26 protein-coding genes and 1 pseudogene are annotated in these 24,653 nt (G+C 66.8%); 16 read left to right on the forward strand and 11 right to left on the reverse strand.

Annotated elements, in window-relative coordinates:
• Positions 1-34: 34 nt before the first annotated feature.
• The 4 genes and pseudogenes from RT614_RS17150 to RT614_RS17165 all read left to right on the forward strand — a co-directional run bounded on the left by RT614_RS17150 (position 35) and on the right by RT614_RS17165 (position 3,353).
• A pseudogene (locus RT614_RS17150) lies at positions 35-927 on the forward strand (branched-chain amino acid ABC transporter permease).
• Positions 920-1,807, forward strand: a complete 888-nt coding sequence (locus RT614_RS17155; RefSeq protein ID WP_313623326.1) for a branched-chain amino acid ABC transporter permease — start codon at positions 920-922, stop codon at positions 1,805-1,807. The pseudogene RT614_RS17150 and the gene RT614_RS17155 overlap by 8 nt, the downstream one beginning before the upstream one ends.
• On the forward strand, positions 1,804-2,622 hold the full coding sequence (locus RT614_RS17160) for an ATP-binding cassette domain-containing protein (RefSeq protein WP_313623327.1): 819 nt from the start codon (positions 1,804-1,806) through the stop codon (positions 2,620-2,622). The genes RT614_RS17155 and RT614_RS17160 overlap by 4 nt, the downstream gene beginning before the upstream one ends.
• Positions 2,623-2,633: 11 nt before the next feature.
• On the forward strand, positions 2,634-3,353 hold the full coding sequence (locus RT614_RS17165; protein ID WP_313623328.1) for an ABC transporter ATP-binding protein: 720 nt from the start codon (positions 2,634-2,636) through the stop codon (positions 3,351-3,353).
• A gap of 38 nt (positions 3,354-3,391) precedes the next feature.
• On the opposite strand, the gene RT614_RS17170 is transcribed toward RT614_RS17165, so the two are convergent.
• The gene (locus tag RT614_RS17170) at positions 3,392-4,066 is read right to left on the reverse strand and encodes a GntR family transcriptional regulator (RefSeq protein ID WP_313623329.1); all 675 of its coding nucleotides are present in this window, start codon (positions 4,064-4,066) and stop codon (positions 3,392-3,394) included.
• A gap of 417 nt (positions 4,067-4,483) precedes the next feature.
• On the opposite strand from RT614_RS17170, the gene RT614_RS17175 reads away from it, so the two are divergent.
• The 4 genes from RT614_RS17175 to RT614_RS17190 are packed head-to-tail and all read left to right on the forward strand — an operon-like array spanning position 4,484 to position 8,507.
• Positions 4,484-5,920: a cytochrome ubiquinol oxidase subunit I gene (locus tag RT614_RS17175; RefSeq protein WP_313623330.1), complete on the forward strand. Its 1,437-nt coding sequence runs from the start codon at positions 4,484-4,486 to the stop codon at positions 5,918-5,920.
• A gap of 4 nt (positions 5,921-5,924) precedes the next feature.
• A complete protein-coding gene (cydB, locus tag RT614_RS17180; protein WP_313623331.1) occupies positions 5,925-6,932 on the forward strand; it encodes a cytochrome d ubiquinol oxidase subunit II in 1,008 nt (335 codons plus the stop codon).
• Positions 6,932-7,069: a DUF2474 family protein gene (locus RT614_RS17185; protein WP_313623332.1), complete on the forward strand. Its 138-nt coding sequence runs from the start codon at positions 6,932-6,934 to the stop codon at positions 7,067-7,069. The genes cydB and RT614_RS17185 overlap by 1 nt, the downstream gene beginning before the upstream one ends.
• Before the next feature lie 25 nt (positions 7,070-7,094).
• Entirely contained in the window at positions 7,095-8,507 is a 1,413-nt protein-coding gene (locus RT614_RS17190) for a PLP-dependent aminotransferase family protein (protein WP_313623333.1), read from the forward strand.
• A 15-nt stretch (positions 8,508-8,522) separates the two neighbouring features.
• On the opposite strand, the gene RT614_RS17195 is transcribed toward RT614_RS17190, so the two are convergent.
• The 7 genes from RT614_RS17195 to RT614_RS17225 form a co-directional block, all read right to left on the reverse strand.
• The gene (locus RT614_RS17195; RefSeq protein WP_313623334.1) at positions 8,523-9,104 is read right to left on the reverse strand and encodes a WG repeat-containing protein; all 582 of its coding nucleotides are present in this window, start codon (positions 9,102-9,104) and stop codon (positions 8,523-8,525) included.
• 84 nt (positions 9,105-9,188) lie between these two features.
• Positions 9,189-10,166 (reverse strand): tripartite tricarboxylate transporter substrate binding protein, encoded by a 978-nt coding sequence (locus RT614_RS17200; protein WP_313623335.1) that lies wholly within the window; start codon positions 10,164-10,166, stop codon positions 9,189-9,191.
• A gap of 75 nt (positions 10,167-10,241) precedes the next feature.
• The gene (gene tcuB / locus RT614_RS17205; protein WP_313623336.1) at positions 10,242-11,471 is read right to left on the reverse strand and encodes a tricarballylate utilization 4Fe-4S protein TcuB; all 1,230 of its coding nucleotides are present in this window, start codon (positions 11,469-11,471) and stop codon (positions 10,242-10,244) included.
• Positions 11,458-12,873, reverse strand: a complete 1,416-nt coding sequence (tcuA, locus tag RT614_RS17210) for an FAD-dependent tricarballylate dehydrogenase TcuA (RefSeq protein ID WP_313623337.1) — start codon at positions 12,871-12,873, stop codon at positions 11,458-11,460. The genes tcuB and tcuA overlap by 14 nt, the downstream gene beginning before the upstream one ends.
• A gap of 77 nt (positions 12,874-12,950) precedes the next feature.
• Positions 12,951-13,877 carry a LysR substrate-binding domain-containing protein gene (locus RT614_RS17215; RefSeq protein ID WP_313623338.1) on the reverse strand — a complete coding sequence of 309 codons (927 nt, stop codon included), beginning with the start codon at positions 13,875-13,877 and terminating at the stop codon, positions 12,951-12,953.
• 3 nt (positions 13,878-13,880) lie between these two features.
• Positions 13,881-14,579: a glutathione binding-like protein gene (locus tag RT614_RS17220; protein ID WP_313623339.1), complete on the reverse strand. Its 699-nt coding sequence runs from the start codon at positions 14,577-14,579 to the stop codon at positions 13,881-13,883.
• 44 nt (positions 14,580-14,623) lie between these two features.
• The gene (locus tag RT614_RS17225; protein WP_313623340.1) at positions 14,624-15,055 is read right to left on the reverse strand and encodes a hypothetical protein; all 432 of its coding nucleotides are present in this window, start codon (positions 15,053-15,055) and stop codon (positions 14,624-14,626) included.
• Between the two features lie 155 nt (positions 15,056-15,210).
• Here RT614_RS17225 and RT614_RS17230 point away from each other — a divergent pair, with 155 nt between their 5' ends.
• The 3 genes from RT614_RS17230 (at position 15,211) to RT614_RS17240 (ending at position 17,908) form a co-directional block, all read left to right on the forward strand.
• A complete protein-coding gene (locus tag RT614_RS17230; RefSeq protein ID WP_313623341.1) occupies positions 15,211-16,044 on the forward strand; it encodes an alpha/beta hydrolase in 834 nt (277 codons plus the stop codon).
• A 335-nt stretch (positions 16,045-16,379) separates the two neighbouring features.
• On the forward strand, positions 16,380-17,687 hold the full coding sequence (locus tag RT614_RS17235) for a hypothetical protein (protein WP_313623342.1): 1,308 nt from the start codon (positions 16,380-16,382) through the stop codon (positions 17,685-17,687).
• A 56-nt stretch (positions 17,688-17,743) separates the two neighbouring features.
• The gene (locus tag RT614_RS17240) at positions 17,744-17,908 is read left to right on the forward strand and encodes a hypothetical protein (protein ID WP_313623343.1); all 165 of its coding nucleotides are present in this window, start codon (positions 17,744-17,746) and stop codon (positions 17,906-17,908) included.
• 153 nt (positions 17,909-18,061) lie between these two features.
• On the opposite strand, the gene RT614_RS17245 is transcribed toward RT614_RS17240, so the two are convergent.
• Positions 18,062-18,589 carry a thioredoxin family protein gene (locus RT614_RS17245; protein ID WP_313623344.1) on the reverse strand — a complete coding sequence of 176 codons (528 nt, stop codon included), beginning with the start codon at positions 18,587-18,589 and terminating at the stop codon, positions 18,062-18,064.
• 17 nt (positions 18,590-18,606) lie between these two features.
• A complete protein-coding gene (locus RT614_RS17250) occupies positions 18,607-19,293 on the reverse strand; it encodes a cytochrome c biogenesis CcdA family protein (RefSeq protein ID WP_313623345.1) in 687 nt (228 codons plus the stop codon).
• Between the two features lie 174 nt (positions 19,294-19,467).
• Here RT614_RS17250 and RT614_RS17255 point away from each other — a divergent pair, with 174 nt between their 5' ends.
• The 3 genes from RT614_RS17255 to RT614_RS17265 all read left to right on the forward strand — a co-directional run bounded on the left by RT614_RS17255 (position 19,468) and on the right by RT614_RS17265 (position 21,741).
• Entirely contained in the window at positions 19,468-19,599 is a 132-nt protein-coding gene (locus RT614_RS17255; RefSeq protein ID WP_255595163.1) for a hypothetical protein, read from the forward strand.
• Between the two features lie 73 nt (positions 19,600-19,672).
• On the forward strand, positions 19,673-20,413 hold the full coding sequence (locus tag RT614_RS17260; protein ID WP_313623346.1) for a response regulator: 741 nt from the start codon (positions 19,673-19,675) through the stop codon (positions 20,411-20,413).
• Entirely contained in the window at positions 20,410-21,741 is a 1,332-nt protein-coding gene (locus RT614_RS17265; protein ID WP_313623347.1) for an ATP-binding protein, read from the forward strand. The genes RT614_RS17260 and RT614_RS17265 overlap by 4 nt, the downstream gene beginning before the upstream one ends.
• Positions 21,742-21,746: 5 nt before the next feature.
• Here RT614_RS17265 and RT614_RS17270 read toward each other — a convergent pair whose 3' ends face one another.
• Positions 21,747-22,493: a 5'-methylthioadenosine/adenosylhomocysteine nucleosidase gene (locus tag RT614_RS17270; protein ID WP_313623348.1), complete on the reverse strand. Its 747-nt coding sequence runs from the start codon at positions 22,491-22,493 to the stop codon at positions 21,747-21,749.
• 283 nt (positions 22,494-22,776) lie between these two features.
• On the opposite strand from RT614_RS17270, the gene RT614_RS17275 reads away from it, so the two are divergent.
• Both RT614_RS17275 and RT614_RS17280 read left to right on the forward strand, forming a co-directional pair.
• Positions 22,777-23,202 (forward strand): organic hydroperoxide resistance protein, encoded by a 426-nt coding sequence (locus RT614_RS17275; RefSeq protein ID WP_313623350.1) that lies wholly within the window; start codon positions 22,777-22,779, stop codon positions 23,200-23,202.
• 319 nt (positions 23,203-23,521) lie between these two features.
• Entirely contained in the window at positions 23,522-24,559 is a 1,038-nt protein-coding gene (locus tag RT614_RS17280) for a DUF2235 domain-containing protein (protein WP_313623351.1), read from the forward strand.
• Positions 24,560-24,653: the final 94 nt, after the last annotated feature.

The raw sequence follows: 24,653 nt of genomic DNA on the forward strand, positions 1-24,653 counted from the left end.
CCGCGGCGTTTCCGATGTCTTTCGAGCAAACAAGATGATCCAGATTCTGGTCGACACGCTGCTGCGCTGTTCGGACCTGGCGCTGATCGCGCTGGGCCTGAGCATGGTGTACGGGCTGTCAAATTTCCAAACATCGCCCACGTGCAATACGCCATGGTGGGCGCGTATCTCACTTACGCACTGAGCGCCGTGGGGCTGCCGCTGGCGCTGGCCCTGCTGGCAGCCTGCGCATTGACCGGCGCCATGGCGCTGGCCTTTCACCTGCTGGTATTCCGCCGCCTGCTGCGCGCGGGGCCGGCGATCACCATGATCGGCTCGCTGGCGCTGTCGATGCTGCTGATCGCCTTCTGCCAAGGCATCGCCGGGTCCTTCCCGCTGATGTTCAAGCTGCCGCTGGCCACCCCCATCCGCCTGGGCGACGCCAGCATCACGCCGACCCAGATCGCGGCCGTATCCACCACCGCCCTGCTGCTGGCTGGTTTTGCGCTGCTGCTGTTCTACACCCGCGCGGGACGCGCCATGCGCGCACTGGCCTGCAACCCCGCCTTGGCCGACGCCAGCGGATTGAACGCGTCGCGCATCACGTGCCAGGTGGCCTTCTGCAGCGGCGCGCTGGCCGGCCTGGGCGGCGGACTGCTGGCGCTGTCGACCGGCGCGCACATCAATCTGGGCACCGACCTGCTGCTGCCGGTATTCGCCGCGGCAATCCTGGGCGGCCTGGGCAACCCGCTGGGCGCAGTCGCTGGCGCGTTCCTCATCGCGCTGACCGAAACCCTGGTGACCAACCTGAACTTCGGCTGGCTGTATTCCAAGCCGGTGGCCTTCCTGCCCGTGGCCTACATCAGCGCGGCGTCTTTCCTGATCCTGTTGCTGGCCCTGCTGTTCAAGCCCTACGGACTGTTCGACCGCGAGGTGCGCCGTGTTTGATTTCCTGGTTTCATCATTGACGTTCGGCGCCATCTTCGCGCTGATGGCGCTGGGCCTGAATCTGCAGGCGGGCCTGGCCGGCCTGCTGAACTTCGGCCACATCGCTTTTGCAGGCATCGGCGCGTACGGCACCGGCATCGCCGTGCAGGCCGGCTGGCATCCCGCGCTGGGCGCGGCGGCAGGCGTCGCCGTCGCCATGGCGCTGGGTTGGGGCATCGCGCGCCTGGGCAGGCAGCTTGCCGCCGACTACTGGGGCATCGCCACGCTGGCCATCGCGGAAATCATCCGCACCGTCGCCACCAACGAACTCTGGCTGACCAATGGCGCGCAGGGCATCAGCGGCATTCCGGCGCTGTTCGACGGCATGCCGGGCAAAAGCGGTGCGCTGGCTTTCCTGGCCCAGGTGGTCGCGCTGGCCGCCATCGCCGCGGTGCTGTTGCGGCGGCTGGCCTACGGGCGCTTTGGCCGCGCGCTGCGCGTCATGCGCGAAGAGCCCAAGCTTGCCGCGTGCATGGGTTACGACCTGATGTCGCTGAAGTCGCGCGCCGTGATGGCGGGCGCGGCGGTGACGGCCGTGGCGGGATCCCTGTACGCGCACTACATGAGCTTCGTCGGTCCGGACTACCTGCTGGCGTCGGAAACGTTCCTGCTGTGGACCATGTTGATGATTGGCGGCATCGGCAACTTCTCGGGCGTGGTGCTGGGCGTGGTGCTGGTGCAGACCGCCTACACGCTGGTGCCGTTCGCCAAGGATGCGTTCGGCTTTGGTTCCGATATCGCGGGCGCGCTGCGCCTGGGATTGATCGGATTCATCCTGCTGGGATGCCTGTTGTGGCGCAGCGAAGGGCTGCTGCCTGAAAAGATGAGGAAGATGCCATGACGGCCCCCTATGCATTGCAGGTCGATTCCGTGGCCAAGGCCTTTGGCGGCAATCGCGTCCTGGAAAAAGTCGGCTTCAACATCAGGCCGGGCGAAATCGTGGGGCTGCTTGGGCCGAACGGCTCCGGCAAGAGCACGCTGCTCAACACCATCACGGGGTTCGAGGCCATCGACGCGGGCAGCGTCACGTTCGAAGGCCGGCGGATCGACACGCTGAGCGCGCACCGCATCGTAAAGGCCGGTATCGCGCGAACGTCCCAGCTTCCGTCCATGCCGGCCAAGATGTCGGTCGCGGAAGTCGCGATGGCGGCGTCGGTCGAACATCACGGCGTGTGGGAAAACCTGTTGGGGTTGCGCGGCGCGCGCGAGGCCGAGGCTCGCGCCCGTGAGCGGGCCAATGCGCTGCTGTACCAATTGCTGCTGGCGCCGGTGCGGGACCAGCCCGCGGCCGCGATTTCCGGCGGCCAGAAGAAACTGTTGGGCATCGTGTGCGCCCTGATGGCGCATCCGCGCATGCTGATGCTGGACGAGCCCACGGCCGGCGTGCATCCCAACCTGCGCAGCGACATCGTGGGCGCCCTGCAGCGCCTGAACCAGGCCGGGATGACCATCGTGATCGTCGAGCACGACATGCACTTCATCCGCGAAGTCTGCCATCGCTGCATCGTGCTGGACCGCGGACACATCGTGGCTGATTGCCGGCCCGACGAACTGGCCTCCAACGAACGCGTGCTGGAAGCCTACCTGGGCGGCGCGGCCTCCCGGCCCGCAGCCGGCGCCACCGCGAGGCCTGCGCTGCGCATGGGAGTCGCGTGATGAGGGAAAAGATGATCGAAGTGCAAGACGTCGTCGCCGGCTACACCCGCGACGTGGACATCCTGCGCGGCATTTCGCTGCACGCAGGCAAAGCGGAAATCGTGACCTTGCTGGGCCCCAACGGCTGCGGCAAGTCGACGCTGCTCAAGACCATCGCCGGCTATCTGAAGCCGCGCGAAGGACGCGTCATGCTGGGCGAGAAGGACATTTCGCGCTTTCCGGTGCACGAGAAGATCCTGCGCCACGGCCTGGGCTTCGTGCCGCAGACCGAGAACGTCTTCACCGCGCTGTCGGTGCGCGAAAACCTGCAGGTCGGCGGCAACGCGCTGAATAAAGAGGCCTGCGAAGACCGCATCCGCATTCTCTGCCAGCATTACCCGGTGCTGGGCCGCAAGCTTCAGGCGCCGGCTGCGTCGCTGTCCGGCGGAGAACGCCAGATCCTGGCGCTGGCGCGCGCGTTGATGCCGTCTCCTGATCTGCTGCTGCTGGACGAGCCATCGGCCGGCCTGTCGCCCAAGACGCTGGGCGAAGTCTTCGAGGCCATCCAGCGCATCCGCGAAAAGGAAGACGTGACCATCCTGATGGTGGAGCAGAACGCGATGGAGGCGCTGCGGATCTCTGACCGCGCCTACGTGCTGTCGATGGGCGCCGTCGCCATCACCGGCGACGCGCACGCGCTGATGAACGACGACCAGGTGCGGGAGCTGTACCTGGGTGGCCGGGCGGCGTAGCGCCTTGGCCGTGGAAGGCCCGCGCCCGTCGCGGGCCTTCAGGCATCCTGGCGCATGCGGTGCATCGCGACCAGGTTCTTCTTGGTTTCGATGATGTGCTCTTCCACCAGGCGCGCCGCCAGCGCGCCATCCTGCTTCCTACAGGCCTCCAGGATGCGGTAGTGGTCCGCCTGCGGCCCTTCCTTGCCCGTGGCCATCGACATCATCTCGTGCGTGTAGCGGTCGGTGTTGAGACCGTATTCCTCGATCAGCCGGCGCAGCCGCGTGTTGTTCGACGGCGCACACAGCGCCAGGTGGAAACGGCGGTTCAGTTCCGCCCAGCGCGGCACGGAATCCGCTTCGTCGTATTCGCGCAGGATGGATTCCAGTTCATCCAGATCGGCGCGCGCCATGTTGGGCACGGCCGCGCGCACCGCATAGCCTTCCAGCGCGATGCGTATGTCCAAAAGCTCGCAGATCTGGTCCACGTCCATGCGGATGACGACTGCGCCGCGATTCAGGTGATAGGCCACCAAACCTTCGGTTTCAAGCTGGCGCAGGGCTTCACGCACCGGGATCCGGCTGGCCTGGAATCGGGTTGCCAACGCGTCCTGCTTGAGCGGCGTGCCGGCCGGCAGCGCCCCCGTCAGGATCTCGTAGCGCAGCTGGTCCCGGATCCGGTGCGGCAGGGCCTGGGCTTTGCTGGACGAGCCCTTCGTTTTGGTAATGCTCATGACTTTCAGGTATCTCTGGGCGAAGGACGGCGGGCCGCGCGGGAGCCGAGAGGGACGGTTCCGGCGGGCTCTCATCGTAGCCGAATGAGCACGGGCGGGAAACCGTGGCGGCCCGCGGCAGCCTTCCCATAACGCTGCGACCTCCCACGCCGGAGCAGGCGCCTCAACGGCTCGCTCTGTGCTGGGTTTTTTGTAACTTTGCGCCCCGTCCGCCAAAGGGCGAAACAGGCCTTTCCACCGTGAAACACCGGATTTTCACCGCGCGACGACAAATCTGATCCGCTTTTTTAAGCCGTCTCTGAATCTGTACTGTTCAGTGCGGGCGGACTAACTTTCCCATGCAGGTCAAACACCCGTCAGCGCAAGCCGCCTCGTGGCCGCCATCCCGCGCTGATGATGAAAGTCAGGAATACCGCCATGGATAGCGACGTGCTATTGCTCGCCCGAATACAGTTCGGCTTCACCATCTCGTTTCACATCGTCTTTCCCGCCATCACCATCGGTCTGGCCAGCTACCTGGCCGTGCTCGAAGGCTTCTGGCTGCGCACCGGCAAGACGGTCTACCGGGACCTCTACCACTTCTGGACCAAGATCTTCGTCGTCAACTTCGGCATGGGCGTCGTGTCCGGCCTGGTGATGGCCTATCAGTTCGGCACCAACTGGAGCTTTTTCTCGGACTTCGCGGGCAGCGTGACCGGGCCCCTGCTGGCCTACGAAGTCCTTACCGCCTTTTTCCTGGAAGCGGGCTTCCTGGGCGTCATGCTGTTCGGCTGGTCGCGCGTGGGCCCGGGCCTGCATTTCTTTTCGACCATCATGGTGGCGCTGGGCACGCTGGTGTCCGCCACGTGGATCCTGGCATCCAATAGCTGGATGCAGACGCCCGCCGGATACGAAATCCTGGACGGGCGTGTCGTGCCCACCGACTGGCTGGCCGTGATCTTCAATCCGTCGTTCCCGTATCGCCTGGCGCACATGGGCATCGCCGCGTTCCTGGCCACGGCGCTCATGGTGGGCGCTTCCGGGGCCTGGCACCTGCTGCGCGGCGACCGCAGCCCAGCCGTGAAGAAGATGTTCGCGATGGCGATGGGCATGCTGCTGCTGGTCGCGCCGCTGCAGGCCGTGGTGGGCGACTTCCACGGACTGAACACGCTGAAGCACCAGCCCGCCAAGATCGCGGCCATCGAAGGCCACTGGGAAAACGAACCCGGCGCGGGCGTGCCGCTTACCTTGTTCGGCATGCCCGACATGGAGCGCGAGGAAACGCGCTACGCGCTGAACATCCCGCGGCTGGGCAGCCTGATCCTTACGCACAGCTGGGACGGCCAGTTTCCGGGCCTGAAGTCCTATCCGCCCGAAGACCGTCCCAATTCGGCGGTGGTGTTCTGGTCGTTTCGCGTCATGGTGGGACTGGGGCTGCTGATGATCGGGTTGGCGATCTGGGCGCAGTGGGCGCGCTGGCGCCGGCGTCTGTACGAATCGCGCTGGCTGCACCGCTGCGCGCTGTGGATGGGGCCGTCCGGCCTGGTGGCCATGCTGGCGGGCTGGTACGTCACCGAGATCGGCCGCCAACCCTGGATCGTGTACGGCGTGATGCGCACAGCCGACGCCGCCACGCCGCATGGCCTGGGCGAACTCTCGCTGACGCTGGCGCTCTTCGTGGCCGTGTACCTGCTGGTGTTCGGCGCTGGCGTGTCCTACATGTTGCGCCTGATCCGCATGGGCCCCAGCCCCGCGCCCGGACACGCGCCCCTGTCCGGCGGACCGGGCGAGCCGCGCCAACCGTCCCGGCCGCTGTCCGCCGCATCCACACTGGCGGGCATCGAGCCCGCGCAACACACGCATTCCGGAGCCTGAAGCCATGGGCATAGACCTTGCATTGATATGGGCCGTCGTCATCCTGTTCGGCGTGATGATGTACGTCGTCATGGACGGCTTCGACCTGGGCATCGGCATCCTGTTTCCGCTGGTGGCCGACCGCCAGGAGCGCGACGTGATGGTCAATACCGTGGCGCCCGTGTGGGACGGCAACGAAACCTGGCTGGTGCTGGGCGGCGCGGGGCTGCTGGCGGCGTTTCCGCTGGCGTATTCCGTGATCCTGAGCGCGCTGCACCTGCCGCTGGTGTTCATGCTGCTGGGACTGATCTTCCGCGGCGTGGCCTTTGAATTCCGCTTCAAGGCCGATGAGCACCACCGTCCGCTGTGGGACAAGGCGTTCGTCCTGGGATCCGTGTGCGCCACCTTCTTCCAGGGCGTCACGCTGGGCGCCTACATCGAAGGCATTCCGGTGGTGGACCGCGCGTACCACGGCGGCCCCTGGGACTGGATCAGCCCCTTCTCGCTTTTCACCGGCTTCGGCCTGCTGGTGGCCTACGCGCTGCTGGGTTGCACCTGGCTCATCATGAAGACCGAAGGTCGCCTGCATCGCCACATGTGCAGCCTGGCCCGGCCGCTGACGCTGGCGCTGCTGGCCGTCATCGCCGTGTTGAGCGCCTGGACGCCGCTGGCGCAGCCCATCATCGCGCAGCGCTGGTTCACCCTGCCCAACATGTTCTGGTTCTTTCCGGTGCCCGTGCTGGTGGCCGCCGCAGGCTTCGAACTGATGCGCCGCGTGAAGGGCATGCCGGCCGCCGGCCCCTTCGTGCTGTCGCTGGCGCTGGTCTTTCTGGGCTACAGCGGGCTGGGCATCAGCATCTGGCCCGCGATCATCCCGCCGGGCGTCTCCATCTGGGCGGCCTCCGCGCCGCCGCAAAGCCAGGGCTTCGCGCTGGTGGGCGCCCTGGCGATCATTCCGATTATCCTCATGTACACCGCCTGGTCCTACTACGTGTTCCGCGGCAAAGTGCGCACCGGCGAGGAGTTCCACTGATGAATCCGTCCCAAGCTTCCTCGTGGCGCGCGCGCCTCTTCTGGCTGGCGCTGATCTGGGCCTGCAGCGTCGCGGCGCTGGGCGCGGCGGCCGGCCTGCTGCGCCTGGTCATGCGATCCATCGGCATGTCGACCTGAACTCCGCATCCTGCACGGGATACCCATGAAGCGCTACGAACGCCTGACCGAAGAAATCACCGCCTCGATCCTGTCCGGCCTGCTGCAGGTGGGCGACCGCCTGCCGTCGGTGCGGCAGACCAGCGCCAGCCGCGGCGTCAGCCCGTCCACGGTGTTCAAGGCCTACTACCTGCTGGAGGCGCGCGGCCTGATCCGCGCGCGCGACCGTTCCGGCTACTACGTGCAGCGCGCCCCGCGCGCCGCGCTGCCGGAACTGGACAGCCCGTCCAGCGCCACCGCCGGGCGCCATCCGGTGGACGTCAGCGACAACGTGCTGCGCGTGCTGAACGCCCCCCTGCGCCGCGACATGCTGCCGTTCGGCTCGGCGTTTCCCAGCCCTTCCCTGCTGCCCTACGGCCGGCTGGCGCGCTACATGGCGTCGACGGTGCAGAAGCTGGATCCCTGGGGCTCCATCGACGACCTGAGCCCGGGCGACGCCGCCCTGCGCCGCGCCATCGCTCTGCGCTACCTGGCGGACGGCATGAGCGTGCCGGTCGACGACATCATCGTCACCAACGGCGCGCTGGACGCGCTGAACCTGAGCCTGGCGGCCGTCACCAGTCCCGGCGACGCCGTGATCGTCGAATCCCCCACGTTCTACGCGGCGTTGCAGTCGCTGGAGCGCAACGGCCTGCACGCCATCGAAGTGGCGACGCATCCCCGCGTGGGCATCGACCTGGAGGCGCTGGAAGCGGCCATCGTCCGCCACCGCCCCCGGGCGTGCTGGCTGATGACGACATTCCAGAACCCGCTGGGCAGCCTGATGCCGGACGAGAAAAAGGAAGCGCTCGTCCTGCTTCTGACGCGGCACGGCGTGGCGCTGATCGAAGACGACGTATATGGCGAGCTCTACTTCGGCGAAACACGTCCGCGGCCGGCCAAGGCCTTCGACACCGAAGGCATCGTGATGCACTGCTCGTCGTTCTCCAAGACGCTGGCGCCGGGCTACCGCGTGGGCTGGGTGGTCGGCGGGCGATACACGCGCCAGATCATGCGCAACAAGCTCACCACCAGCCTGGCGACCGCCGCCCCCACGCAGGCCGCCATCGCGGCCTACCTGGAAAAAGGTGGCTATGACCGGCACCTGCGGCAGTTTCGCCAGGCGCTGGCGCTGCAGCAAGGCGAACTGCTGCAGGCGGTTGCGCGTTACTTCCCGAAAGGAACGCGCGCCACGCGCCCGGCCGGCGGCTATTTCGTGTGGGTGGAGCTGCCGGCGCACATCGACACCATGAAGGTGCACCGCGCCGCGCTGGACCACGGCATCAGCATCGCGCCGGGGCCGCTGTTTTCGGCGTCGGGCGCATTTGGGAATTTCCTGCGGCTGAACCATGGGCATCCATGGAACGACGGCATGGAACAAGGGATGGCGACGCTGGGGAAATTGATGGCGGGAGGATGAAAGTCTACGCGGGCATCATGGGGCGGCCGCTTCCCGCGCCGCATCCACAGCCGCACGCAGCGACATCGCGTCCCGCCGCAGGGGCAGCACCAACTTTCCCTGCCGGTCGATGGCGCCCCATTCACCGCCCACGACATAACTGTGCTCGCCATCCGGCGTGCGCTCGGTGCGGCAGCCCTGGCACACCACGGCCAGGCCGCCTTCGAATCGTTCCGCCCAGTCATAGGGCGTAGCCAGCACGCGATTGAGCTGCTTGTCGTAGAACGCCATGCCGCCGGCCCAGCGGCCGCGCGTCAGACCTGCTTCAAAGTCGTCGGCGCCGTTGTCGAAGGTCAGCACGGCGACGGCGCGGCCGTCTGGGCGCACCCAGTGCCAGGATCCGTTGGCGGTCGCGGGTGATAACCGGTCATCGCCGAAATCCATGCGGGACAGCACGGCCGGACGGAACTCGACGGAGTCTTCCGTTGCGCGGGCGCAGTGTTCGACGTGTTCCAGGGAACCGCCCGCCTCCTTGTCCGCATAGAAGCATGCAAGGTCGTAGTTGGCGGCATTGCCCGAGGACAGGGCAAGCGAGGTCAGCAAGGCGGCGATCAGCATGCGGGGCATCCTAGCATGTGCAGTGCGCGTTTCCGGCCATGCCGGATGCCCATGAAAAACGGCCCCGAAGGGCCGTCGTTGACATCAGTTGGCGGTGGCGCCGGAGTCCTTGACCGCCTTGGCCCAATTGGCGATTTCCGTCTGGATGAACTTGCCGAATTCGGCGGTGTTCACGCCGGACGCGCGCGCGCCCTCTTCCAGCAGGCGCTGCTTCACCTCGGGCGAGGCCAGGGCGCTGCCCAGGGCTTCGTTCAGGCGCGCCACCACGGCGTCCGGCGTGCCGGCGGGCGCGACGATGCCGTGCCAAGACACCGCCTGGAAACCGGGCAGCCCGGATTCGGCCATCGTCGGCACATCGGGCATGGCCGACGAGCGGTCGGGCGACGTGACCGCCAGGGCGCGCAGCGTGCCAGCCTTCACGTGCGGAAGGACGCCGGGAATGGTCGTGAACATGAAATCGATCTGGCCGCCGATCAGATCCGTGATGGCGGGGCTGCCGCCCTTGTACGGCACGTGCGTGAATTCGAGCTTGGCCGCGCTCTTGAACATCTCGCCCGCCAGGTGTCCGGGCGTGCCCGCGCCCGCCGAGCCCATGTTCGTCTTGTCGCCTTGCGACCGGATGTAGGCGATCAGTTCCTGTACGTTCTTGGCCTTCACGTTCGGTCCCACCACCAGCACGTTGGGCACGGTGGCCAGCAGCGTGACGGGCGTGAAGTCCTTCACCGCGTCGTAGGAAATGCGGGAGTACAACGACGGGTTGATGCCGTGCGTGCTGGCGGTGGCCAGCAGCAGCGTGTAGCCATCGGGTGCGGACGACGCGACCTGCTTGGCCGCGATGGTGCCGTTCGCGCCCCCCTTGTTGTCGATCACGATGGTCTGGCCGAGCGTCTTGGCGGCCTCTGCCGCAACGGTGCGCGCCAGGATGTCAGACGTGCCGCCGGCAGAATGCGGCACGGCCAGCGTGATGGGTTTGGCGGGGAAGGTCTGCGCATGGGCCGCCGGCAGTGCGGGCGTCATACAGGCGGCCAGCGCTACGCGCGCCAGCAGTCGGGTACGGAACATTGAAGTCTCCAGGGTTGTTGACGATTGCGGCGCCTTCGTGGGGCGCCGTCATATCGGTGACGAGGCAGGCCGGTTTCAGTCCGAACCGAGCTGCAGCTTATTGGGCTGGCGCTTTTCGATGGACCACTTCAAGAGGGCCGCCGAGCGGTAGATGCCGTGCGCGAACTTGCCGTAGGGCAAGGTCAGGAACAGCGCCATCACCACGCCCAGGTGGATGGCCAGCAGCAACGCCATTGCGCCGCCGTCGCGGCCGACCAGCAGGGCCAGGCCCGTCGCGCTGGTCAGGAACAGCAGCACGATGAAGCCGCGGTCCATCGGCTTTTGGGCGGCGTCGCCCTGTTGCGGATGGCGCTTGAAGTTCAGCCACAGCAGGCCGGCCGGGCCGATCAAGAGACCGATCCCGCCGGCGGTGCCCAGCAGCACCGGCGCGCTCAGGATCGGATACGGCGCCTGCTGGCCCAGCAGATAGTGGTACAGCGTGGCCACGCAGGTCGCCGCAAAGCACAGCATGAAGCCGTAGAACGTGAAGTGGTGGAAGCGCCGGCGCCACAGCGTGAAGGCGTCGTCGGCGTTGTTGCAGCCCTTGCCGTGGCCGCCATCCAGGTAGCGCAGGCGCAGCGCGTCGTGCGCGGCCTCGGCCACCGCTGCGCCGGACGCTGCGCCCGGGCTGACGTTGCGCCAGAAGCGGGTGACGCCCACGGCCAGCGCCAGCATGGAAAATCCGAACACCACGCCGAACATCAGCGCCAGCGTGTTGTGCGGAAACACGGCGTAGAAATTGCCCGCCAGCGGCTCGTGGAAGAGGCCCCCGGCCATCACCACCGCCAGCACCAGAAACAGCGCCAGGCCAGCGGCGGTGGCCAGCGACAGGGCCAGGCCGTTGCGCTTGTACAGCGTGCCCAGCGCGGCCGGCCACGCGTAATCGGTGTAGGTCTGCACCCGCACCTTGGCCATGGCCTGCGGCACATTGACCGCGAACTCGTGCGGCGGCGCGTACTGGCACGCGTGCAGACAGGCGCCGCAGTTGTGGCACAGGTTGGCCAGGTAGTTCAGGTCCGCCTTGCCGAATTCCAGGCGGCGCGTCATGGCGGGGAACACCGCGCAGAAGCCTTCGCAGTAGCGGCAGGCGTTGCAGATCTGCATGACGCGCGCGACTTCGGTTTCGTCGTCGGTCAGCGTCTCCGTCAAGGGCTTGGCGCCTCGGGCGTGAAAGTGCACGGGCTGTTCGGTTGCCGCCGGCGCTGGGCCGGACTGGCTGCTGGAAAAAGACTGCGCCTCGCGGGCCAGGGCTTCAAGCTGCTTCACGTTGTACTCCCGCGTTTTTCTGGCCGGATGCCGCTGCCGCGGCGCGCGTGCCGGCGATGCGGCCGAAGGCCGTGCCGATGGACATGCCCACGCCCGCCGTATAGCCCTTGCCCAGCACGTTGCCGGCCATCATTTCGCCCGCCACAAACAGGTTGTCGCTGGGCTTGTCGTTGAACCGGACCGCGGCGGTGTCGTCCACCTTTAGGCCCAGATAGGTAAAGGTGATGCCGGGCCGCAAGGCGTAGCCATAGAACGGCGCCGTATCGATCGGACGGGCCCAGTGCGTCTTGGCGGGCGTCAGGCCCTCGGTGTGGCAGTCGTCCAGCGCCGTGTGGTCGAACTTGCCGACACGGCAGGCCTCGTTGTACTGGCGGACCGTCTTTTCGAAGATGACCGGGTCCAGCCCAAGCTTCACAGCCAGCTCCGGCAGCGTATCGGCCGTCACGCCCGGGAAGACCGGCGGCATGAAGCGGCCGATCGCCTTGGCGTCGATGATGGAATAGGCGATCTGGCCCGGCTGCATCGCCGTCAGGCGGCCCCAGATGGCGTACCGCTTGGGCCAGAAATCCTCGCCTTCGTCGTAGAAGCGTTCGGCATCGCGGTTGACGACCACGCCCAGCGACACGCAATCGATGCGCGTGCAGATGCCGCCGTCATACAGCGGCGCGCGGGCGTCGATGGCCACGCAATGCGATTGGGACGGGTCGCCGATGCCGTCGGCGCCGGCGTCCAGCATGAACTTCAGCAGCACGCCCATGTTGAAGCGCGTGCCGCGGATCAGGAAGTTGTCGGCCGGCCATTCGCCGCGCTCGTTCTGGCCCCAGGCCTCGCGCAGCCATTCGCGGTTGGATTCGAATCCGCCGGCGGCCAGCACACAGGCGCGGGCTTCGATGCGCTCTTCGCCGATGCGCGCGGCCACGAAACGGCCGTTGTCCAGTTCCAGCGAATCGACCGGCGCGTTGTAGCGGATCTGCACGCCCAGCGCCTCGGCGCTGCGGTAATAGGCATTGACCAGCGCCTTGCCGCCGCCCATGAAGAAGGCGTTGGTGCGCGCCACGTGCAGCGCGCCCGACAGCGGCGGCTGGAAGTTCACGCCATGGCGGCGCATCCAGTCGCGACAGGTGGAGGATTCGCGGATGACCAGCCGCGCCAGGTGTTCGTTGGTCAGGCCGCCCGTCACTTTGAGCAGATCCTGCCAGTATTCTTCTTCGGGATACGCGTCGATCAGCACATCCTGCGGCGCATCATGCATGCAGCGCAGATTGCGCGTGTGCTGCGAATTGCCGCCGCGCCATTCCTTCGGCGCCGCTTCCAGCAGCAGCACGCTGGCGCCGGCTTCCCGCGCCATCAGGGCCGCGCACAGCGCCGCATTGCCCCCACCAATCACCAAGACGTCAACCATGCCATCTTCCCCAATTCAAGGGGCAGACTGTACGCAGCGGCGAGCCGCTGCGATATCAGGCAGGCGTCAAGGGGTGTTCACGATTCGTGAAGAGCCACCACCGCCCATTTGCCTTCACGGGCCAGGGTGCGGGAGACATCAGCCATTACCAGCCGGGCGGCCAGCGCCGCCGGGGACAGTTCCTCGTCGGACAGGCTGGCCAGCAGGTTGGACCGGAACAGATGGGCGTCGTCGATGCGGGCCATCTGGAATTGCCCGGGCGCGATGCGCGCCGTTGCGGAGCTGGGCTGGATTGTGGCGGCGCCGCCCTGCTGCACCACGTCCATCAAGAGCGACAGGCCGTCGACCTCGGCCACCACACGGGGCGTGCGTCCCAATTGCAGGAAAGCATTGTTGACCAGCGCGCGCAGGCCGTGGCGGCCGCTGGGCAGCACCAGCGGCAGGTCCGCGATCGCTTCCAGCCGGGTCGTCCCGCCAGCCGGAACGCCCGGCATGTCGGGACGGGCAAACAGGAACAGGGGCTCGTCCAGCAGCGGCACCACGCTCCAGCGGCGCGCGGATTCCGCGTGGAAAACGATGGCCAGGTCCAGCAGGCGGCCGTTGAGCATGTCGGCCAGGTGGCCCGACAGCGCCTCGACTAGATGCAGGCGGATGTCGGGGTAGCGCTCGTTCATGGCCTTCAGGAACGGCGCCCCCAGCACCGCCGCCGTCGTGGACGGCAGGCCGACGCTGACGTGGCCGGCCAGCCGGGCCTGCTGCGCCGCCTGGACGGCGTCGTCAGCGTGGCGCAGGGCAAGCTGCGCCTGCCGAAAGAACGCCAGTCCCGCGTCCGTGGGCACCACGCCGCTGGCGCTGCGCTGCAACAGGCGCGTGGACAATTCGCCTTCCAGCCGGCTGATCTGCTGGCTGAGCGCCGACGTGACCATGCCAATAGACATGGCCGCCCGGCCGATGCTGCCCGCTTCGACCACCCGCACGAAGTAACGGAGCTGGCGCAGTTCCATGGATCAGCCCGGAATGGCCAGCCCCTTGACCACCGCGGGCCGGGCGACAAAGGAATCCAGGACGCGCGCAACGTTCTTGAACGCCGAGAAGCCGACCAGATCGCCGGCCTCATAGAAACCCACCAGGTTGCGCACCCACGGGAAGATCGCGATATCGGCGATGGTGTATTGGTCGCCCATCACCCAGTCGCGCCCTTCCAGGCGCTGGTCCAGCACGGCCAGCAGCCGCTTGGACTCGTCGACGTAGCGGTCGCGCGGACGCTTGTCCTCGTAATCCTTGCCCGCAAAGCGGTGGAAAAATCCCAGCTGGCCGAACATCGGCCCGATGCCGCCCATCTGGAACATCACCCATTGCAGGGTCTCGTAGCGCCCCGCCGTGTCCTCGGGGATGAATTGGCCCGTCTTGCTGGCCAGGTACACCAGGATGGCGCCGGACTCGAACAGTCCCAGCGGCTTGCCGTCCGGCCCGTTGGGATCGAGGATGGCCGGGATCTTGTTGTTCGGGCTGAGCGAGAGGAATTCGGGCGAAAACTGATCCTTGGAATCGAAGGCGACCCGATGCGGCTCGTACGGCAGCCCGGTTTCTTCCAGCATGATCGACGCCTTCACGCCGTTGGGCGTGGTCAGCGAGTAGAGCTGGATGCGGTCGGGGTGCTGGGCGGGCCACTTTTTGGTGATGGGGAAGGCGTCAAGAGAGGACATGCAGGGAATTCTCCGAAAGGAGGCGGGGTGGGGTGACGACAATCCTAGCGCAAAAGCCGCTGCAGGCCCCACCGCAGGGCTGTTACCGCCAGCGCAATGGGCAGCACCATGTGAAGTTGCGCCAGGAACAGTTCGCGGCTCGCTTCGCCAGGCGCCCAGGTATTGCCGAACACCTGCGGGGAAGGCGGCGCCAGGTACAGGGCAAGCAGCGCGGCGGCGAAGGTCGCCAAAGCGCGTCCGGGGGAAGATTGCCGCAGCCGGACAAACCGCTCGGCCAGCGCCAGCACGATCAGGCCGGCCAGGCCCGCCAGGACGGCATCGGCGTAGAAATCGGGGGGTTCGTACACGTAGGGCGCGTCGGGGATCATCCAGCCGTAGGCGCCCGTCGAAAGCACGGAGGTCAGGCAGGCGCCAAACAGCGCAGCGGCGAAGGACAGAAGCAGGAGATCGAGGAGTCGCGACAGGATTTTCGGCATTCAAGGATTGCGTGACCGCGCGCTGGAGGGTTGAAAGTGGCGGCAGCATGCCACAGCTTGGGGCCGCACGCGGGTGCCGCCGGTCGACGCGTTCGGTGATGCCGGTCTGCCCGCGACCGGCTACATTCCCTTCTGGCCCTTCCTCCTGAACTTGCATGCGCGCTTTCCGCCCTTCCATTGCCCTGTTGCTTGCCGCCCTGTGTTGCCAGGCCGCTGCCGCGCCCCTCATGGACCAGCCCTATGGGCCGGACGCTGCGCAGCTTGCCGACGTCCATCTGCCTGACACAACCGACGCCACCGCCGAGAGCGGTTCGCCCATCCTGGTGGTCGTCCACGGCGGCTCCTGGAAAGGCGGCGACAAGGCCGCCTCAGACGTTGTCGACGATAAGCTGGCGTATTGGCTGCCCAAAGGCTTCATCGTGGTGTCCGTCAACACGCGGCTGCTGCCGGCCGCGCGTCCCGAACAACAGGCGGAGGATCTGGGCAGCGCCCTCGCGTGGATCGGCCGGCAAGCCGCAACCTGGAATGCCGACCCAAACCAGATCATCGTGATGGGCCATTCGTCGGGCGGACATCTGGCGACCTTGCTGGCCGCAGACACGTCCATGCAGCAGCGCACCGGCGCGCAGCCGTGGCTGGCCAGCATCATCCTGGATGGCGCCGGATTCGACCTGCTGGACACCCTGCCCAAGCCGCACGCGGCGTTCTATGACGAGGCTTTCGGAACCGACCCGAAGCAATGGGCCGCGGCATCGCCCGCCGCGCAATTGCGCGGCAAGCAGCCTCCTACCTTGTTCGTGTGCTCGACGTTGCGGCCCGATCCCTGCAACCGTGCGCGCCGCTATGCCGCGCTGATCCAAGCGCATGGAAGCGTGGCTGAACTTGCTGGCGTGGCGCGGAACCACGCGCAGATCAACGCCGACGTCGGAGAAGACAACGAGGAAACACGGACGATCGCCGCGTTTATCGATGCAAGGTTGGCCCGCTGAGCCAGGCCGACATGGCCCGCATGATCGGCATCCGTGGGGCGTGACATCGCTGATCGATGCCCACGCCTCGCTCGCAGCGATTCCATTTGTGATGCACAATCCGCGTCGCGCTGGCGCGTGACGCCGTGCGCTGCACGCCATCTCCATTACCGGCGGCCGCGGTCTTCCCGCGGCCCAGCATCACTGGCAGTTTCATGACGCATCCGCAGCACCGATTCGGGCAGGTTCTTTCGCGACAGACACAATCCCATGAGGCGCGTTGCGTCGCGCGCCGAACGGCAAGCGCGCCGCGACCCGGGCCAATCGCCGCGGTTCTAATCGCCGCGCTACTGTCCATGGCCCTGCCGGCCGCGCACGCCGAGTCCCCCGCGGCCGCCTCTTCAGCCAACACTTCCCGCGAAGACGCATCCGGACCGGCCACCGAACGCAGCCTGACCCTGACGCTGCTAAACAGCAAAAGCGCCGCCCCCGCCCCCAACACGCCCTACCGCGTCTTCGTGACCGGCAAGGACGACGCCATCCTCGGCACGCCCGACGGCGACGGCATCGTGCATGGCGTCACCGACGCGCAGGGCCGCACGGCGCCGCTGCGCACCACCCTTCCCCACACCGCGGACGACTTCACCCTGATCCGGCGCATCGGCGACGGGCCATGGGGCCACTTCTTCCAGTTGCAGAGCAGCGGCAACAAGGAGGCGCTTGCCGGCTGGCCGTACATCCTGACCATGCCCCAGCGCTGGGGCGAACAGTGGGTGGATTTGGGCTACACCACCCGCCAGGGCGCGACGGCCTATTTCAGCCACGACGTGCCGGCGGCGTCCCTCTCGCTCTCCATCGACTCGCCGCTCACCTATGACCGCCCCTGCTTCGATGAACTCGACGCCATCGTCCGCAAGTTCGCGCAGGGCGACGCGGACGGCGCTCGCCAATCGATCGCCGCGATGCGTTGCGCCGAGCGGTCCGAGCAGAAGCTCGATCTGGCCCGCGCGCTGCTGGCGGCCGGCCAGCCGGAGCTCGCCCGCGACTGGCTGATGAAGGCGCGGCAGCGTCCCTTCCCGGAATGGTTGAAGCCCGTCGACACGTCCATGCTGCGCGACCGCCTCGACGTGGAACGCCTGCTGGGAATGCCGGACCTCGTCCTGGCGGACGTGACCGCCCTGCAGGCGCGGCGGCCTCGGCATCGCACCGCCGCCGACAACGCAGATCTGGCCAACACGACGGCCTATTACCTGGCGGACTTTCCGGACTATCTGGCGCAGGCCGAGGAACAGGCGCGGCTGTCGATAGCCCAGTTTGGCGAGCGCCCCTACAACCGGGCGACGCTGGGGTGGGTCCTGACGCTGCGAGGCCAGGTCGACGAAGGCTTGCGCCTGATGCGCCGCTCTTATGGCGAAATGCCGCGCGACCAGGAGATGGTGGCCGACTATGGCCTCGGCTTGTGGCGCAACAACCAACACGAGCTGGCGACGCGGCTGTGGGACGAAGCCCAGCGCCAATGCGTGTGGGGGTTGCGCATGCACGCCGCCCTGCGGGAAGCCGGCTACCCCCATCCCTATTTCCAGCCGTCGGGTTCCGACGCAGTGAAGGCCTACCGTAACCGCTGCGAAATGCCGCGGACCAAGGCGAAGACGCGAAGCCTATAATCCGACCATACGCTGCGAGCCAAGCGCCTGCTGAGGGGCAGACGCAGGAGACCTCCATGAAATCCTCGACCACGCGCCTGCTTTCACTCCTGGCCGCCACCCTGCTTCTGGCAGGCTGCGCATCCGGCCCCGGCGGCCCGCCCCATCCCGGCGCCGTCAATCCCTACAGCTCCGGCGGCTTTCGCGACGCCGGGCCCAACTATCCCGATACCGGGCGATAGGGGCAGCGTCCCCGAACTGCAATTGCGCCCGCGCCAACCTGGCGCGGCGCGAATCACATAACAGCTTTGCGCCGCCGGCTGCTCTCTTCGAGCAGCCGGACTTGCGCTATGCGCGGGGTCGCATAGCCGGTCGGTGCTACGGAGCCCGCACACTCAGCCCGGCTGCGCCAGCAACCGCTGGATCTCGGCTTCGGTCTCCTTGTACCGGCCCTCGCCGAAGTGGCTGTAGACCACCTTGCCCTGCTTGTCGATCAGGTATGCCGCCGGCCAGTATTGGTTGCGGTAGGCGGTCCAGGTGGCGTAGCGGTTGTCCTGCGCCACCGGATAGGTGATCCCGAAGCGCTGCAAGGCCTTCTCGACGTTGGGCGTGGACCGTTCAAACGGAAACTCCGGCGTGTGCACGCCCACGACGACCAGCCCCTGGTCCTTGTACTTCTGATACCAGCTGGTGACGTACGGCAGCGTGCGGATGCAGTTGATGCAGGTGTAGGTCCAGAAATCCACCAGCACCACCTTGCCGCGCAGCGACTCCATGGTCAGCGGCTCGCTGTTGAGCCATTTTTCGATGCCGGTGAATTCCGGCGCTTGCTGAGCGGCGGCGGGCGCGGCCTGCGCGGCGCCTTGCATCAGGGAGGCGGCGATCAGCGCGCCCAGGGCAATCTTCTTGAACGTGGCAAACATGGTGAGCTCCTTGAGGGTCAGGCGAAGAGGTTGCTGATCCAGGCATAGGCCAGGACGTCGTACTGGAAATAAATGGCGATGGCGGTCAGGACCAGCAGCACGCCGAAGCCCTGCTGCAGACGGTGGGTGTGGCGGGATAGCCCCCTCACCCGGGTGGCGATGGCCTGTCCGCCATAGGCGATCACCAGCATGGGAACGCCGGCGCCGATGGCGAACACCAGCAAGAGCGTGCTGGACTGCACCAGGTCCTTGGCCTGGGCGGCCAGCACCAGGATCGACGCCAGCACCGGCCCCGCGCAAGGCGTCCACACGGCGCCCAGCGACAGCCCCAGCACGAATCCGCCGGCGTTGCCGCTGCCAGCGCCGCCTGCGGCGGCCAGGCGCTGCAAGGGGCCGCCCACCCGGGCGATCAGGCGGTCGTAAGGTTCAGGCCAGATCCGGACCAGGCCGAACAGCGCCAGCAGGACGATCGACGTCGAGCGCACGGCTTCGTGCACGGATTCGTTCAAGTTGGAAAGCAGGCTGAGCGCGATGCCCAGGCCGGCGAACGCCAGCACGAAACCGGACACGACGAACAAGGGGCGCAGCCGGTCGGAACGTTCCAGCGAGGTGCCCAGCAGCACCGGCAACAGGGGCAGCACGCAGGGAGACGCGATGGTCAACATGCCGGCCAGCAAAGCGATGGGGGTATTGATGAGGTCCATGGGGGTCGTCCTTTGGAAAGTGACCCCATTGCACCCGCCGCACGTATCCGGCATGTGCCGGATAGGCGGTTTTTTTCAAGCGCGTGTATCCGCCCCCTGGGCGTATACAGTACGACACACTCCAGGGAGCCGCCGGCGCTATAAAGCGATCACACCCCGTATCCGGAGCCTCACATGAAGCGCTTTCTTGCCGTCCTGCTGCTGCTCTTTGGCGGTTTCACCGCCGAAGCCGCCAAGCCCTTCCAGTGCCAGCTGATCTCGAATACCCGTCCACGCCGCGATCCCCTGCCCCCGGGCGAACGCTAGGCTTGGATAGAATCCCGATACCCACCCGGCGCGTCCGGCGCGCCGCCATCCCCGAACAACAAGGCACCCGAAAATGGATCACATTGACCACGTCATGATCGTGGACGACGATCGGGAAATTCGCGAACTCGCCGGCGGCTTCCTCAGGAAGAACGGCCTGAACGTCACCCTGGCGGCCGACGGGCGGCAGATGCGGTCCCTGCTGGAAAGCCTGTCCGTCGACCTGATCGTCCTGGACATCATGATGCCCGGCGACGACGGCCTGGTGCTGTGCCGGGAATTGCGCAGCGGCAAGCACCGCCGCATCCCGATCCTGATGCTGACCGCCCGCAGCGACGACATGGACCGCGTGCTGGGCCTGGAAATGGGCGCCGACGACTATCTGGTCAAACCCTTCGTGGCGCGCGAACTGCTGGCGCGCATCAAGGCGATCCTGCGCCGCACGCGCATGCTGCCCCCCAATTTCCAGGTGACCGAACCGGGACGCGAAATCGCCTTCGGCGCCTGGCGGCTGGACACCACCGCCCGTCACCTGCTGGACGCGGACGGCACCATCGTGTCGCTCAGCGGCGCGGAATACCGGCTGCTGCGCGTCTTCCTGGATCACCCGCAGCGCGTGCTGAATCGCGACCAGTTGCTGAACCTGACACAGGGCCGCGACGCCGACTTCTTCGGCCGCTCGATCGACCTGCTGGTCAGCCGCCTGCGCCAGCGGCTGCGCGAGGACGCGCGCGAGCCCATGTACATCAAGACCGTCCGGAGCGAGGGCTATGTGTTCTCCGCCGCCGTCGACGTTTCGGAATCCGACCAGTGACCGCCGCCGCCCCGCGCCTGTCTGCCTGGCCCCGTACGCTGGTCGCGCGGCTGTTCCTCATCTTCGCGGCGGGCCTGGTCCTGGCCTATGGCCTGTCGTTCTCGTCGCTCTTCTACGAACGCTACAGCGCCACGCGGAACATGATGCTGGGCGACCTGGAGCGCGACGTCGCCATCGCCATGGACATCCTGGACCGGCTGCCCGCCGCCGAACGCCCCGCCTGGCTGCCGCGCCTGTCCAGCAACAACCGCCAGTACCTGCTGGGCGACGGCAAGGCGGACCAGCCGCTGGGCAACGACGCCGCGCGCACGGCGGCGCAATCGATCGAGGCTGCGTTGGGGCCCGAACGGCCGGTGACGGTGCGCGCGATGGCGGACGATCCCCGCCACATCCAGGCGCGCGTCGTGCTGTCCGACGGGCAGCCGGCCATCCTGGACATCGAGCTGTCCCGCATGCGGCCGGCGCCGTGGCTGTTTGGCGTGCTGGGTATTCAATTGCTACTGCTGGCCGGCTGCGCCTGGCTGGCCGTGCGCCTGGCCGTCCGTCCGCTGACGCGGCTGGCCCGCGCGGCCGAAGAGCTGGACCCCGACAAGAAAAGCCCGCTGCTGGACGAAGCCGGCCCTGCCGAGGTCACGCATGCCGCCGTCGCCTTCAACGCCATGCAGGACCGCATCGCGGCCCACGTCGCGGAGCGCATGCAGATGCTGGGCGCGATTTCGCACGACCTGCAAACGCCGATTACACGCATGAAGCTGCGCACGGAATTCATGGATCCGTCCACCGACCGCGACAAGCTGGCGCAGGACCTGAACGAAGTGGAAAGGCTGGTGCGCGAGGGCATCGACTATGCCCGCAGCGCGCACGGCAAGACGGAGGTTCCCGTGCGGATCGACCTGAACGCCTTCCTGGACAGCCTGGTGTGTGACTACCAGGACACGGGCAAGGATGTCAGCCTGTCAGGCGACACGGTCCCGCCGCTTTTGACCCGTCCGCACGCGCTGCGGCGCATCCTGGGCAACCTCGTCGACAACGCCCTGAAGTTCGCGGGCGCCGCCGAGGTCCGCGTGGCGGCGCGGGACGACTCGGATCTATCCATCTTCGTGCTGGACCGCGGACCAGGCATCCCGGCCGCCGAACTGGACGCCGTGCTGCAACCGTTCTACCGCCTGGAAAGCTCGCGCAGCCGAGATACCGGCGGCACGGGGTTGGGACTGGCTATCGCGCACCAATTGGCGCAGGCGTTGGGCGGATCGCTGATCCTGAGCAACCGCGATGGAGGCGGGCTGTCGGCCGAGGTCAGGATCGCGCCTGCCGCCCTTCAACCCTAGACGCTTCAAGCGTCGCGCAGCGCGCCCGACGCCAGCAACGGCTTGAGGATGCCCGCCGTGTACACCCGCGCCAGGTTCACCAGGAAATCCGTGAAATCCGTCTTCGCGGCATGATCGGCGCTGTCGGAGATCACGCGCATCACGGCGAACGGCACGCCGAATTCGTGGCAGACCTGCGCCATAGCGGCGCCCTCCATTTCCAGGCACAGCGCCTCGGGCAGGCGCTTGCGCAGCGCATGGGCCAGGTCGTTATCGTTGACGAACACGTCGCCCGTCGCGATCAGGCCGTGATGCACTTGCGGCGGCGCGGGCGTGGCCGGCAGTCCGCCGTTGCTCGCGAATTCCCGGGCGCTGTCCAGCAGCAGCGCGCTCAGGGCCGGATCCGCATCGAAGCGATCCCGTCCCAGCAACGGGATCTCATGGCGGCCGAACAGCGGCCGCGCGTCCATGTCGTGCTGCATCAGCGCGTCGGCCACCACCACGTCGCCCACCCGCACTTGAGGATGCAGGCCGCCCGCCAGACCCGTGAAGAGCACCCGCGACACCCCGAATTCCTGGATGACGATGGACGCCGTCGCCGCGGCCGCCACCTTGCCGATGCGGCTCAGCGCGATCACGCAGGGCGTGCCCCACAGGGTTCCCACCTGGAAGTCGCGCATGGCGATGCGGCGCGTTTCCGCGCCCGGATCCATGGCCGCCAGCAGGTCGGCGATCTCTTCGTGCAAGGCGCCAAGAATGGCGAGACGTCCCATGATGTGCTTGTTCCCTGATTGATGCGAAGCCGCGGCCGCGTGCCGCCAGGGCGCAACATACTCCAATGCCGCCGCGGCCGCCAACATCCACGGCTCGGTTTCCGACCGCCGTCGTGGCCGGTGGCGGGATCCGCTCTGTATCGCAGCGTATCCGGCGGCCGCGCCGATACGCCGCGATGCAATCCGCGCACGCACCCGACACATGACCGATACAGCCGCTTGCTGCAATGCAGGCTCCTAACCCACTGGCACGGCCACGCCGAGCCGCCAACCTGGAGCCATCATGGCCAAGCAACTCGAGCAAGTCCTGTACACCGCGCACACCCACACCACCGCCGGCCGCGAAGGCACGGGGCGCAGCAGCGATGGCGCCCTGGACGTCACGCTCAGCACGCCCGGATCGGGCAAGCCCGGCACCAACCCGGAACAGCTTTTCGGCGTGGGTTATTCCGCCTGCTTCATGGGCGCGATGAAGCGCGCCGGCGCCACCCACGGCATCACGGTGCCGAGGGATGTCGCCATCGACGCCAGCGTGTCGCTGGGCAAGGTCGACAATGGCGAGAACTTCGCGCTGGGCGTCACCCTGGCCGTGTCCCTGCCTGGCCTCACCGCCGAACAGAAACAATTGCTCGTCGAATCGGCGCACCAACTTTGCCCCTATTCGCGCGCCATCCGCGACAACATCGATGTCCGGTTCCAAATCGTGTGATCCGGCGCTTATTGCGTCCCTGGAAAAGCGGCCTAGAGGCCGCTTTTTTGTAGGTCTTCAGATACCAACCGATATCGATATGGATTGCTGCTGATTCCGTAGTAAAGGCGTACTCTGAAAAGCTACACCGCACGCGATGACTCGGAAAACGATCCCTGCTCCGTTCTCGGGCTAGGCAAAAAGATGGTGTACATCCATGCAGCAGGGAAACCACGCGCCTTTTTGGCGCGGCGCTGCGTGATAGCTTGCGTCACGCAGGCGTTGTCCCAGCCGGCAGCATAGGTATCGCAAGACTCTATCTGTGTGTGGGGAGACGATCATGGTGAAGAACCTTGCCGTATTCTTCGACGGAACGTGGAACGAACCCAACGACCGCACCAACGTCTACGAGCTATACAAAGCCGCGCCCGAGACCAGCACGCAGGAAACGCTCTATGTCGAGGGCGTCGGCACCCAGGGCCAGGGCCTGTGGGCCGCCGTCGACAAATTCATGGGCGGCGCCTTTGGCGCGGGCCTGTCGGCCAACATCCGGCAAGGCTACCGCTGGCTCTGCCAGCGCCACCAGCCCGGCGACCGCATCTTCCTCTTCGGCTTCAGCCGCGGCGCCTACTCCGCCCGCAGCCTGGCGGGCATGGTGCGCAAATGCGGCCTGCTGAACCAACCCACCGACGACCTCGTCGGCGAGGCCTACGCGCTATACCGCGACGACTGCACCCCTTCGTCACTTGAGGCGGCCTCCTTCCGAGACAAATTTTCACGCGACACCGATCTGCACTTCGTCGGCGTCTGGGACACCGTGGGCAGCCTGGGCATCCCGGTGGGCGGCATCTCCTTTCCGGGCTTCTCCGGCTTCTACAACTTCCACGACACCGAACTGAGCAACCACGTCCTGAACGCGTATCACGCCATCGCCACCAACGAATACCGCGAACCCTACTTCCCGACCCTGTGGACCCGCCAGGCAGGATCGCCTCCCCGCCCGGCGCATTTGCCCGTAGAGCAGCGCTGGTTCATCGGCGCCCACTCCGACGTCGGCGGCGGATATCAGGATGGGAGTCTGCAGACGCTGCCAGCCTCATGGCTGCAGGAAAAGGCCCGGCAAGCGGGGTTGGAGGCCGGTACGGTGCAGCGAATCTCCACGGATTACGAACAGTGCGAACCGCACGACTCGTACAAGGAATTCACCGAGAAGGTGCCGATTCCGGTGAAGAAGCGGCCCAGGCTGTGGGATCGGGAGACGGTGTTGAATCTGACGATCGATGACCGGTTGGTGAAGCGGTTTGAACGGAATCAGGCGTTCTTGAAGGAGTATCCGGATTTCAGGGATGCGTTGGGGAAGTTGGAGGTGGGGCGGTAGAGGGTAGCGCCTGCGATGATCGGTTACGTACCAAGCGGAGCGCTATGGAAAGCCGTCATCCTCGCTGATCCGATATCTTGGCATTTGAAGGCCT

The organism is Achromobacter sp. (genome assembly GCF_032102605.1).
Classification (GTDB): Bacteria; Pseudomonadota; Gammaproteobacteria; order Burkholderiales; family Burkholderiaceae_B; genus Achromobacter.